Here is an 11872-nt window from a genome sequence, read left to right as displayed (position 1 = left end):
GGGGGTAGCAGATTGATGAATAAATGGTATCAAATATTTAGCAAGAGTACTGGCTTAAGCCCATATGTATGGATCGTATTTTGCATACTTCCGTTTTATTTTATTCTTCAATCCGTGTCCTCTACGGATGAAGTAATCTTGGGCATCGTGATGACGATTATGTTTTTTTTCTGCTATATGCGCTCTTTCCAGTCTAAAGGCTGGCAGGTATATATGTGGACGGGCGGGCAGATTATTATATCCATAGCAATGACGCTGCTATTCAGCTATGTGTACTTTGCGATATTTCTTGCCTTCATTATAGGCAATATCCAGAACAAAGCCGGTTTCTTCACGCTTTATTCCATTCACTTACTTACGACGCTCGCAACGGTTAACTATGGCTTTGTAACGCAAAATAAGCTGTTATTTACGCAATTCCCTTTTGTCCTTATATGTGTTGCGGTCGTCATCCTGCTGCCGTTTAATAAGTATAATCAAATTAAGCAGGGAGAGCTGGAGGGAAAGCTGGAGGATGCCAACAAGCGGATATCTGAGCTTGTAAAGCTGGAGGAGAGGCAGCGTATCGCACGGGATTTACATGATACGCTTGGTCAGAAGTTGTCCCTTATCGGACTCAAATCAGATCTGGCGGGCAAGCTGATACGTACAAATCCGGATGGGGCTCTTGATGAATTGAAGGACGTCCACCAGACGGCACGAGCAGCGCTGAAGGAAGTTCGCGAGATGGTGACGGAAATGCGCGGCACGAGGCTAGAGGACGAGCTTTATCGCGTGAAGCAAATATTGAAGGCGGCTGGGATCGAATGTCTCGTTGAGGGCGTGCCAGATTCTGCAGACACACCCTTGCTTGCTGAAAATGTGCTGAGCATGTGCTTAAAGGAAGCGGTAAATAATGTCGTCAAGCACAGTCAAGCAGAGAAATGCATCATTACGATTGAGTCGTCCTCCTCTGAATGCGTTCTTAAGGTTAAGGACAATGGCGTTGGCATTGCAGCGTTGAACGAGAAGCTTCTTATTAGAGGCAACGGCCTTCGTGGGATGAAGGAACGAGTGGAGTTTGTTAATGGAAGCTTAGCTGTTATATCGCAGGAAGGAACCATGGTCATAATTAAGGTTCCAAATGCCACTAATCGACGAGAAGGGGGGACGGATCAATGATTTCGATTGTTATTGCGGAGGATCAGCGGTTGCTGCTTGGAGCACTTGCCTCCTTGCTTGATCTGGAGGAAGACATGCAGGTCGTAGGTCGCGCGAGTAACGGGGAGGAAGCGATAGAACTTGTTCGTCAATATAAGCCTGATATCGTTGTCATGGACATTGAGATGCCGATCCGAAGCGGCCTAGATGCGGCAGAGGAGCTGAGGGCGCTGAATTCAAAGGTAATCATTATGACTACATTTGCGCGTTTCGGTTATTTCGAGAGAGCGCTTAAGGCGGGAGTTAGCGGATATTTGCTGAAGGATACACCAAGCGAAGAACTGGCAAGCACGATTCGCAGTGTAATGGCGGGTAGAAGGATTTTTGCTCCTGAGCTTGTCGATGAAATGTATGGAAGAGAGGAGAATCCGCTTACAGAGCGCGAGCAAGAGGTGCTGGGACTTGTTGCGGACGGCAAAAATACAAAGGAAATCGCAACCGAGCTGTTTATTACGGCGGGGACTGTTCGTAACTACATATCGGTCATTTTGGATAAATTGAATGTCAGTAACAGAATAGAAGCGATTACTCGTATCAAGGAAAAGGGCTGGTTTAAATAGAGACCACCGTAATTCTGGAGAGTAAGGTAAAAAGGGCATGGTCGGAAAGAATCCGAGCCATGCCCTTTAAATACAGATTTATCAGAGTATTAATAAATCTACAGGTGTGACTGTGACCAAACCCTTCACCAAAGGTTTCAGCCACTTTTTCTTCATTACCGCCAAGTCCGCCTGTAGCCAAAATAACGACATCGGCATGAACGGTTAATGTGCCGCCATCCGTTTTTTCGGCAATAATCCCTGTAACCTTTCCATTTTCTACAATGATGTCTTTAGCTGTTGTTTCATACAGTACTTGTCCGCCCTTATTCTCAATAGAATTATGCAAGGCAGTAATTCCTTTAACTCCACCTTCCGTATATCCATGCAAAGTGGAAGCTGGATGTGTCTTAGTATGCTCGTAATAACCACCAGTACCAGGATGAGCAAGGGTTAGTTTCACCCCGTTGTTAATTAACCAGTCAACCGTTTCTCCTGACTTTTGTATTACCTTTGTCAGCAAACCCCCATTGACTTGATAGTTTCCTGTGTTTATGAATTGATTATAGTATCACTGCGGATCAACGGTCTCACCTTTTTCAACCTGCTCAGAAGAATTTGTCGCAAACATACCCCCTGCCATTGTTCCTTGTTCTGCCGGACTAGCCGTGGTCTCGATAACTATGACTTTTGCACCGTTTTCAGAGGCTTTTAGCGCTGCAGCTGACCCAGATGCACCGCCACCGACTACAACGACCTCGGTTGTGATCTCTTCGTTTACTCCATTTTTAACGATCGCTTTGGTTCTGAGCTTCTCTACATCTCCGCCGGCTTGCTGGATACAGTCAGCAACGGCATCGATAATCGCATTACTTGTAACGGTAGCACCGGAAATCACATCAACCGCCAAAGATTGACCTTCCACGATGCTGGCTGGAATCTTCTCTAGAGCAGGATGGGCGAGTCCTTCTGTTTCTGAACCCTGTTTCACTTCAATGCTGGTAATTTCCGTATCTGAGAAAGTTACTTCTACCGACATTTCTCCATTTTTACCTTCTGCACTTCCTGTATAAGTTCCAGCTTTATAGCTTTCACCATTTGTTGTGCTAGTAGTAGTATTGCTTGTTACATTGCTGCTACAAGCACTAAGCACGATACAACAAGTTAGAAGAATGAGTGAGAGCCTGGATCTTAGTTTTGTGAATAATTCCATTTGATTGCCTCCCCTTAACATATTGCGTAATATGATTACATAGGTAGTGTAAAATTCAGTGTTACTTCCAGGTCAATTGACAAATAAATGTATGTAATAATAAAAAAAGAATGAGATATATTTCCTTATGTGATAAAATTCACAATATAAATGTAAGATATTAACTTCTACTCTTAAAAAAGTAGATCAATAATAGTGAAATAACTAAAAAAAATTAATCTTCTGGAGAAATGCATCGTGAATAAATATAAGATAGGGGATTTTGCTGTTAACTTAGGTGTTTCTCCCGACTTACTCAAACATTACGAGAAATACAATATTATCAGCAGTGAAAAGCGGGGGATGGCGGATATCGCTTCTATGATTTCAATCAGGGTCCACAGATACTAGAAAGTAAAAAATATCAGAAGCTAGACTTTAAGCTTCGTGAGATTGAACATATGCTTTACCATGATTCCATAGACATCTTATTTGCCAGAATTAGCGAAAAAACAGAAGCTTTAGCTGAGGAGCTTAGTGAAAAGCAACTCGTTTTCAATTATGCCCAAAATTTCTGCAGGCTGTTACGTGATTTACAGAATGATAACTTTGATGGGAAATGGTGCATCGGAAAGATTGATTCGTTTTATTTTTTTCACATTCAAAAGGATATAAATTTGCACTCCAATCAAAGACTGTTCTGAATCATCTATCTAGTTGGATCGATTCTATACCTATAGTGGAGCAATGCTCCCGCATATCCTATAATCATAATAAGTACAGTGATTTGACTTTTGGACTACCGATTAACAAGGAAGATGCTAAGGCGCTTAAGCTTCATATCGAAGACCCTGTTGAAGAAATGGCTGAATGCTGGGGACTTATCTATCAGAGTAAACTAGCCAAAGAACAAGATTTCATAAATCGTATTCTGGAAAGACCTTTACATTTGTTAGAAAAGCATCATTTAATCCCGAATGGAGATATTCTTATACGTACGTTGCTTGAAACATTCGATAAAGGCAAAAAATATTATCACCAGATCATTTTGATTCCTTTGAAGAGCGAATGACGTAAATTTCAAAATAGTGTAAGGGAGAGATACTTGTGTATAGTAAGCTGGTTGCTTATTGCCAATCCCATAAGGGGGCCGTTCAGTAGTTTCCCTTTGGTCCAGATCCAGGTAGGAGGAAAAATGTTTGCCTTGATCTCCGTTCCAGGAGATCAGTACACTGTGCGTATTTCCTTAAAATGTGATCCAGCCATCGCTGCGAACCTGAGAGAACAGCATGAGTGTGTTCAACCCGGATATCACTTAAACAAGAAGCATTGGAATACGGTAATCGCAGATGGCAGCCTTACATGGCTGATTTGAAATCGATGATCGATCATTCCTATAATCTGATGTTAGGCAGTCTTACGAAAGCGGCTCGTGAGTCGGTTTTGTTAAGAATAGGGAATCATGGAGCGGGTCACTAACGAATGTCTAAAACAGACAAATAGAAGCCTTGTAATTCTGCGCTTTCATCCGATGATGGAACAGTTCTCTCATGTTATCTTTGTATTATGTGAAAAAAGTAACATGAGGGGGCTGATGAACTATACGACTTATTAACGACGTTGAAATATCGAATGAAGCAATGGGAGCAATTATTCGAGCTTAACCTCGCAGACGCAAAACATGATCATTGGATTAAGCTCTCGTTTCATATCTTGAAATACAAACATCAGGTATGAATCCTCCAACGCGATTTTTGAGAATCGTGACGATGCGATGGGTTCATGGAATCTCAAACCAGTTTGAGCATTAATGGGCGCTCTTTCCCTGTCCTCGCACTTCTTTATAATACTGGGAGGGTGTGACTCCAGCGTACTTCTTGAACACCTTGCTGAAATAATAGGGATCATCCAATCCGGTCAAGTAGCCGATTTCGCCAAAGGGCAGGTGTGTGGCTTCAATCAGCTCTTTTGCATGGTTGATCCGCACCCAGTTGACATAACGCATGATGCTCTGGCCTGTCAGCGTGGTAAAGACGCGGTTCATGTAGTCATAATTGCAGTCAAATTCCTGCGCGATCTCACTCCCGGTAATTTTGCCTGCGTAGTGCTCGTGAATATAGTCCAGCAGGGCATGGACTTTGATAAAGGGTTTGGTATTGCTGCCTTCGTGTTGCTGGAGTGCTGTAATGAAATGCTCCCGGGACACCTCGATCAGCCATTCGGTGAACTTCAGGGCGGTTAACCCGCGATTGAAGTATTTTCGTCTATATAGTTGAAGCATCTCGTTCATGGCGTGAAAAGAGAGGGAGAGGGCTTTTTTGGACAAAGTATAATGCTTTGGAAAGTGGCAGATCGAGCTGTCCTGCCCTGCTTGTTGTGTTCCATCCTCCAGGATGAAGTGTCTCGCCATCGTCAGCAAATCTTCCACCTGAACGGAATTCATATCTGGATGCTCGAAATGAATATAGTAGTAATCGCAGACATGCTTTTCCGTTCCTTCATGCTCCATATTCGGCTCCAGAACAAGGAGGTCTCCTTTTTTTAGAATAAAGGGCGTTCCGTTCTCTTTGAGATGAAGCTCTCCGCTTTTTACGAAATAGAGAATCGTCTCGTGTGTCGTTCTTTTAAAATGAATCCAGGGCTGCTTATAAGAGACAAATCCCATCAGTTTGATTCTTGGCATCATTTCCACGTTAATGGCAAGCAAGTTCTTCGCTCCCTTACGACTTGTAAAAAGTAGTTTTTGTACAAAAAGGGTATGTTTCCACCATTTTCGTTTATTCTATCACAACCTATACTGTAGTTGTAATGCAGACGATGCAATAAGGGGGAGGGTGATGCACTTGGCAAAACTGAAAGTCGGTGTAATTGGTCTTGGAGGAATAGCAGACATGCATATTTCCGGCCTGTTAGCGAGTGATGATGCGGTCCTCTGGTCGATTTGCGATTGCAAGGAAGAGGTGCTGGCGGGGCGGGGAGAACAATTTCATATCCCGGAAGCAAGAAGATATTTGAATTACAAAGAAATGCTGGCTGATCCTGAACTTGAAGCAGTAACGATTGGTACGCCGAACTATAACCATTTTGAAATAGCGTGCGAGGCGGTCAAGCATCGGAAGCCGTTTGCGCTGGAGAAGCCGGTGACGCTCAATGTACGGGAAGCCATCGTGCTGCGCGATCTGCTGGATGAGGCTCCTTTGCCGCATATGATCTGCTTCAGCTATCGGTACAAGTCAGCAATAAGATATGCGAAATGGTTAATCAGACAGGGTAAATTGGGTGAGGTCAAACATGTTTACGGCCAATATTTGCAAGGCTGGGGACTCAATGAGCAGCTTCCGCTGGTCTGGAGATTCCGTAGAGAACTGTCCGGATCAGGTGCGCTGGGAGATTTAGGCTCACATTTGCTCGATCTTCAACGTTTTCTAGTAGGTAATGTAGAGTGGGTAATGGCGGATGCCGATACAATTATTAAGGAACGGGCCCTGCTTGAAGGAGAAGGCAAGGGTGAGGTCGATGTCGATGATTTCTGTCATGTGCTGGCGCGACTTGAAGGAGGAGTGTCCTCAACGATGTCCATTTCGAGATTCGCATATGGGCGGGATAACTACCAACAGCTGGAAATTTTCGGGACCCGTGGGGCGATTCTTTATAACCTTGAAGAAGAGGATACGCTATATGTCAAGTTTTCCGAGGACGGTGACGAGGTCTTCAGGAAAGTAGATATTCCTGAAGTGTTTCATGTAGATCAGATGCAGTCTTTTGTTAATCTGGTCAATGGACAGGGCGACGGATGCGACGCCAGTATGGAAGACGGCTACATAAACCAGCAAGCCATTGATTCAATTATAGCCTCAATAACAGAACGACGGTGGATTTCAATATAACAGGAGGAGTCAAATCATGTCTAAAATCAAGATCACAGTCTGGAACGAGTATCGTCACGAAAGACACAATGAAGAAGTTAAAGCTATTTATCCGGATGGCATTCATATGGCGATTGCCAACTATTTGAACACGCAAGAGGATATGGAAGCAACAACCGCTGTTTTGGACGAACCGGAACACGGATTAACTGAAGAAGTGCTGGAGCAAACGGACGTATTGCTTTGGTGGGGGCATTTGGCCCATAACGAAGTTAGCGACGAAGTCGTGGAAAGGGTACGACAAAAGGTGCTGGACGGTATGGGATTGATCGTGCTTCACTCTGGACATAATTCAAAAATATTCGAGGCATTAATGGGCACCAATACCGGCGCTCTGAAATGGCGTGATGATGGTGAGAAGGAGAGAATCTGGGTGATTGAGCCTGGACATCCGATTGCTAAAGGTCTTGGAGAGTACATTGAAATTCCGAAGGAAGAAATGTACGGCGAGCGTTTTGAGATTCCGGCCCCAGATGAGCTTATTTTTATTTCCTGGTTCGAGGGCGGAGAGGTATTCCGCAGTGGATGCTGCTACAAGCGCGGACAAGGCAATATCTTTTACTTCAGACCAGGGCATGAGACCTTTCCAGTCTATCACCAGCCTGAGGTGCTTCAGGTTATCAGTAACAGCGTTCGATGGGCGGCAAAAAGCGAGCGCGTCAAAGTCACTTACGGGCGCGTTGCCCCGTTGGAACCGGTTCACTAAATTTACAGTTTCGTTACAAGGGGCGTATAAATTCAACGCCCTCTTGTGATTTATTGATCGAATACTTAATCGGAAACTACTTGATAACAAAGGGGAGCTGGCGGAAATGAGTTTATATCTGGAAATCCCGGAACTAGACAAGCATTTTCCATTTCGGAGCTTTATTCACAAAGGAGATGTGCTTGGTTATCCTCACTGGCATAAAGAAATCGAAATTATTTATGTGACGCAAGGAAGCTTGGATCTGGGAATAAATGATAAGGTGATCCGTATGAAGCAAGGGGAGGTGCAGTTTATTAATGGCGGAGAGGTTCACTATTTTTTGGCGTCCCCGGATAGTGAACGGATCGTTATTCAATTTGATCTGAGCCTGTTCCAGGACGTAGCCGCACTAATCAACGATGACCGTTCGCTTCGAGACATCTTTACTGAAATGGAGCAATCAAGCTGGAATTGGCCCGAAGCAACAGTAAGTGCGCTTCTTCCTCTACTTCAAAGCATCAGCAAGGAAGATTTCGAGCGTAAAGAGGGTTATGCTTATATGATCAAGGCCAAGCTTTACGAAATGCTGGTTTTTATTCTAAGAGAAGTACCAAGGAGCAGTGCGTCATATCGACCTCAAATTTCTGAAAATACATGGACTCCGACCAAGGAAATACTTTCGAAGCTGGAGCGCATTTTTGAATATGTAGAATGTCATTATCAAGAATCGATCACCCTAAAAGACGTTGCCGACTATATGGGGTTTAGTCCCTATTATTTTACTAAGTTCTTCAAGAAGAATACGGGAATGACCTTCGTAACCTTTCTAAATGAATATAGGCTTAATAAGGCCAAATGGATTTTGCTCAATGAAAATCATTCGGTTACCGAAGTATCAGAGGAGGCTGGTTTCAGTAGTGTAAAGACCTTTCACCATTTTTTCAAGGAAGCTACGGGAACATCGCCTTTGAAGTATCGCAGGACAATATCCGGGAATAAAACAGCAAGAATATAGGAAGATAGTCCATTATCAGACTTGTATGATAAGGGTATCAAACAAGTGGAAGGGGTAAGTCGACAATGACATTGAATATTGGAATTATTGGTTGTGGCGGTATCGCGCAAGGTAAACATATGCCTGCATTGAAGAAATTAAATGAAGTAAGGTTAGTTGCTTTTTGTGATATTATCGTTGAGCGTGCCGAGCAGGCAAAAGCCGATTTCGGGAGTGAAGGCGCAGAAGTATATATAGATTATAGGGAACTATTAAAGGATAAAAATATAGATGTGATTCATGTATGTACTCCTAATATTTCTCATGCGGAGATTTCCATTGCAGCCATGGAGGCAGGGAAGCATGTAATGTGTGAAAAGCCGATGGCTAAAACAACGGAGGAAGCGCAAGCAATGATCGATGCCTCCAAGCGCACTGGAAGGAAGCTGACGATTGGTTATCAAAACCGGTTCAGACCCGACTCTGCTTACTTGCACAAAGTTTGCGAACAGCAGGGTCTGGGAGAAGTCTATTATGCTAGAGCCAAGGCTATTCGGCGTCGGGCGGTTCCGACCTGGGGCGTCTTTTTGGATGAGGAAGCGCAAGGAGGAGGACCATTGATCGATATTGGAACTCATGCTCTGGATCTGACACTGTGGATGATGAATAACTATAAACCGAAATACGCCGTAGGGAATGCATATCACAAGCTCTCAGGCAGAAAGAACGCTGCAAATGCCTGGGGACCCTGGAACCCTGAGACATTTACGGTTGAGGACTCTGCTATTGGTTTTGTTACGATGGAGAATGGTGCTACAATTGTAATTGAAGCAAGCTGGGCGCTAAATACGCTCGATGTTGGTGAAGCCAAAACGCTCCTTTGCGGAACAGAAGGCGGCGCGGATATGGAAAACGGGCTGCGCATTAACGGAGAAAACTTCGGCAAATTATACACGAACCATATTGAATTAGAGACTGGCGGGGTGGATTTTTACGACGGAGCCAAAGACGACCCGGCCTTAGCCGAGGCAAGCCAATGGATCGATAGTATTATTAATGATACGGAGCCTGTCGTTAAGCCGGAGGAGGCGCTGGTAGTGACGCGTATCTTGGAGGCTATATATAAATCTTCCGAAACCGGAGAACCTGTATATTTTAATTAATCGTTCAGATAAACCAATCCATAGAAGATGAGAGGGAATTACGATGAAATTGGGAGTTTTTGATCCGTTATTTTCAAATTTGACGTTGGATGAAATGCTGGATAAGCTGGTAGCTGCCGGATTGAATGCCGTTGAGATCGGTTCCGGAGGCAACCCGGGAAATGCACATTGTTCTACAGATGAACTGCTTGCGAGCGAGGAGGCACGTAAGGCCTATCTTGAGAAATTTGAGCGTCGCGGCTTGATTATAAGTGCTCTCAGTTGCCACAACAATCCGATTTCTCCAGATCCTGTGGAGGCTCGGGAAGGCGACGAAATTTTGCGAAAATCGATTAAATTGGCTTCCCTGTTGGGAGTGCCTGTTGTTAATACTTTCTCTGGCACTGCCGGAGATAGTGATGACGCGAAAGCGCCAAACTGGCCCGTTATTCCATGGCCAACTGTATATAGTGACATTAAGAAATGGCAATGGGAGAACAAGCTTATTCCATATTGGAAAGAAATCGGCAAGCTGGCGGAAGAGCATCATGTGAAAATAGGCATCGAGCTGCATGGAGGATTTTTGTGCCATACGCCATATACAATCCTGAAGCTGCGGGAAGAAACCTGTGATGCGATTGGCGTAAATCTGGACCCAAGTCATCTGTGGTGGCAAGGCATTGATCCGGTAGGTGCGATTAAAATATTGGGCAAAGCCGGCGCAATTCATCATTTTCATGCAAAAGACACTTATTTGGACCAGGATAACATGAATATGTATGGGTTGCTCGATATGCAGCCTTATGGTGATGTGCAAACTCGTGCCTGGACTTTCCGTTCTGTAGGCTGTGGGCATAGCATGACTGAATGGTCCGATATTGTTAGCGCTTTGCGGATTTACGGATATGATTATGTTATTAGCATTGAACATGAAGATCCGTTGATGTCTATTGAAGAGGGATTCAACCGTGCAGTAACCAACCTGAAATCAATCCTGATTTATGAGAACCCTCAAGACATGTGGTGGGCCTAGTAACATATGGAAGGGAAATTAAGATGAATGACCGAACTTATAATGTAGTAATTGTTGGCTACGGGGGAATGGGCAGTTATCATTGCAAGTTGATTGAGCCTGTACAACAGATTTCCGTGATCGGTATTTACGATATCATTGATTATCGAATGGAACTGGGAATGGCAGACGGCTATAAAGCCTACCCAAGTCTGGATGCCGTTCTGGCTGATGATTTGGTGGATGTGATTGTGATTGCCACGCCTAACGACGTTCACAAAGAAATTGCGATCAAGGCTCTTCAAGCCGGTAAACATGTAATTTGCGAGAAGCCTGTGACGATAACCAGCACTGATTTTCTAGATATTGTTGAAGTAGCCGAAAAAGAAAACCGTGTATTTACTGTACATCAAAACCGCCGTTGGGATGAAGACTTCCGGATTATCCAAAAAATAATTGAAGGAAGAACCATGGGGGAACTGTTCCATTTGGAATCCCGGGTTCAGGGAGCCAACGGTATTCCAGGGGACTGGCGTCAATTAAAGAATTACGGCGGGGGAATGCTGCTGGATTGGGGAGTTCACTTGCTGGATCAGCTGCTTCTCATTACAGACAGCCAAATTGAAAGTGTGGCTGCTACTCTTAGTTATATTTTGGGAACTGAAGTAGACGATGGCTTTACCACTTATATTACGTTTAAAGATGGCTTGACGGCGCTTATCGAAGTGGGAACGACCAACTATGTGAAGTTGCCGCGCTGGTATCTTAAAGGAACTGAAGGTACTGCAGTGATCAGGGATTGGGATTTGAGTGGGGAGATCATCACCCGGAATCGGAATGTTCCCCACATCGAGCCTAAACCGATTCAAGCAGGCCAGGGATTGACTAAAACAATGGCACCGCCATCTGAGGAGTCCACCTTGAAGTTTGCAATAGAGAGACCGGAACTGGAATCGCAAAGCTTTTATGAAAATTTTGTTTCCGCAATTGAAGGGAAATCTGAATTAGCTATTAAGAATAAAGAAGTTCATAGAGTACTTGTGCTGATTGAAACCATCTTTGAGGCGGCAGCAACCAAAAGTGTGATCCAAAGAAGTATTTAAGAATATACGCGATATACTGGATAGGTGGTTCCTAGCTTATTTTCGGAGTATGCTCTGATATTTTTAAGTTCTTAAT

General features: G+C 44.0%; 11 protein-coding genes and 1 pseudogene. 10 read left to right on the top strand and 2 right to left on the bottom strand.

All coding sequences use genetic code 11. From position 1 onward, the window contains the following. The first annotated feature begins 15 nt into the window (after positions 1–15). Together BLS49_RS05965 and BLS49_RS05960 are read left to right on the top strand one after the other, a co-directional pair. The gene (locus BLS49_RS05965; protein WP_091227535.1) at positions 16–1161 is read left to right on the top strand and encodes a sensor histidine kinase; all 1146 of its coding nucleotides are present in this window, start codon (positions 16–18) and stop codon (positions 1159–1161) included. Then, the gene (locus tag BLS49_RS05960) at positions 1158–1760 is read left to right on the top strand and encodes a response regulator transcription factor (protein WP_091227533.1); all 603 of its coding nucleotides are present in this window, start codon (positions 1158–1160) and stop codon (positions 1758–1760) included. The genes BLS49_RS05965 and BLS49_RS05960 overlap by 4 nt, the downstream gene beginning before the upstream one ends. Here the strand turns inward: BLS49_RS05960 and BLS49_RS25175 are convergent. Further along, positions 1753–2952, bottom strand: a pseudogene (locus BLS49_RS25175) (FAD-dependent oxidoreductase). The gene BLS49_RS05960 and the pseudogene BLS49_RS25175 overlap by 8 nt on opposite strands. A gap of 766 nt (positions 2953–3718) precedes the next feature. Here BLS49_RS25175 and BLS49_RS05940 point away from each other — a divergent pair. Together BLS49_RS05940 and BLS49_RS25725 are read left to right on the top strand one after the other, a co-directional pair. Then, a complete protein-coding gene (locus tag BLS49_RS05940) occupies positions 3719–4003 on the top strand; it encodes a hypothetical protein (RefSeq protein WP_091227527.1) in 285 nt (94 codons plus the stop codon). Between the two features lie 123 nt (positions 4004–4126). Then, positions 4127–4306, top strand: a complete 180-nt coding sequence (locus BLS49_RS25725) for an MmcQ/YjbR family DNA-binding protein (protein ID WP_425432115.1) — start codon at positions 4127–4129, stop codon at positions 4304–4306. A 432-nt stretch (positions 4307–4738) separates the two neighbouring features. Here BLS49_RS25725 and BLS49_RS05930 read toward each other — a convergent pair whose 3' ends face one another. Beyond that, positions 4739–5638: an AraC family transcriptional regulator gene (locus BLS49_RS05930; protein ID WP_091227526.1), complete on the bottom strand. Its 900-nt coding sequence runs from the start codon at positions 5636–5638 to the stop codon at positions 4739–4741. Between the two features lie 130 nt (positions 5639–5768). Here BLS49_RS05930 and BLS49_RS05925 point away from each other — a divergent pair, with 130 nt between their 5' ends. From BLS49_RS05925 to BLS49_RS05900, 6 genes are all read left to right on the top strand, one after another. Next, positions 5769–6818: a Gfo/Idh/MocA family protein gene (locus tag BLS49_RS05925; protein ID WP_091227524.1), complete on the top strand. Its 1050-nt coding sequence runs from the start codon at positions 5769–5771 to the stop codon at positions 6816–6818. A 16-nt stretch (positions 6819–6834) separates the two neighbouring features. Next, positions 6835–7563, top strand: a complete 729-nt coding sequence (locus BLS49_RS05920) for a ThuA domain-containing protein (RefSeq protein ID WP_091227522.1) — start codon at positions 6835–6837, stop codon at positions 7561–7563. 106 nt (positions 7564–7669) lie between these two features. Beyond that, positions 7670–8560, top strand: a complete 891-nt coding sequence (locus BLS49_RS05915; protein ID WP_091227521.1) for an AraC family transcriptional regulator — start codon at positions 7670–7672, stop codon at positions 8558–8560. Between the two features lie 65 nt (positions 8561–8625). Beyond that, on the top strand, positions 8626–9702 hold the full coding sequence (locus BLS49_RS05910; protein WP_091227519.1) for a Gfo/Idh/MocA family protein: 1077 nt from the start codon (positions 8626–8628) through the stop codon (positions 9700–9702). 43 nt (positions 9703–9745) lie between these two features. Further along, positions 9746–10714: a sugar phosphate isomerase/epimerase family protein gene (locus BLS49_RS05905; RefSeq protein WP_091227518.1), complete on the top strand. Its 969-nt coding sequence runs from the start codon at positions 9746–9748 to the stop codon at positions 10712–10714. A 23-nt stretch (positions 10715–10737) separates the two neighbouring features. Then, positions 10738–11796, top strand: a complete 1059-nt coding sequence (locus BLS49_RS05900) for a Gfo/Idh/MocA family protein (RefSeq protein WP_220482643.1) — start codon at positions 10738–10740, stop codon at positions 11794–11796. Positions 11797–11872 lie beyond the last annotated feature (76 nt).

Origin of the sequence: Fontibacillus panacisegetis (assembly GCF_900102215.1) — a bacterium.
GTDB lineage: Bacteria > Bacillota > Bacilli > Paenibacillales > Paenibacillaceae > Fontibacillus > Fontibacillus panacisegetis.
Note: the sequence above shows the minus strand (reverse complement) of the source record. Positions and strands in the feature narration are given on the sequence as shown.

Bases quoted from the DNA above. Each gene is read 5' to 3' on its own strand.
- BLS49_RS05965 (WP_091227535.1), top strand. From the start codon at position 16: ATGAATAAATGGTATCAAATATTTAGCAAGAGTACTGGCTTAAGCCCA.
- BLS49_RS05960 (WP_091227533.1), top strand. From the start codon at position 1,158: ATGATTTCGATTGTTATTGCGGAGGATCAGCGGTTGCTGCTTGGAGCA.
- BLS49_RS25725 (WP_425432115.1), top strand. From the start codon at position 4,127: ATGTTTGCCTTGATCTCCGTTCCAGGAGATCAGTACACTGTGCGTATT.
- BLS49_RS05925 (WP_091227524.1), top strand. From the start codon at position 5,769: ATGCACTTGGCAAAACTGAAAGTCGGTGTAATTGGTCTTGGAGGAATA.
- BLS49_RS05920 (WP_091227522.1), top strand. From the start codon at position 6,835: ATGTCTAAAATCAAGATCACAGTCTGGAACGAGTATCGTCACGAAAGA.
- BLS49_RS05915 (WP_091227521.1), top strand. From the start codon at position 7,670: ATGAGTTTATATCTGGAAATCCCGGAACTAGACAAGCATTTTCCATTT.
- BLS49_RS05910 (WP_091227519.1), top strand. From the start codon at position 8,626: ATGACATTGAATATTGGAATTATTGGTTGTGGCGGTATCGCGCAAGGT.
- BLS49_RS05905 (WP_091227518.1), top strand. From the start codon at position 9,746: ATGAAATTGGGAGTTTTTGATCCGTTATTTTCAAATTTGACGTTGGAT.
- BLS49_RS05900 (WP_220482643.1), top strand. From the start codon at position 10,738: ATGAATGACCGAACTTATAATGTAGTAATTGTTGGCTACGGGGGAATG.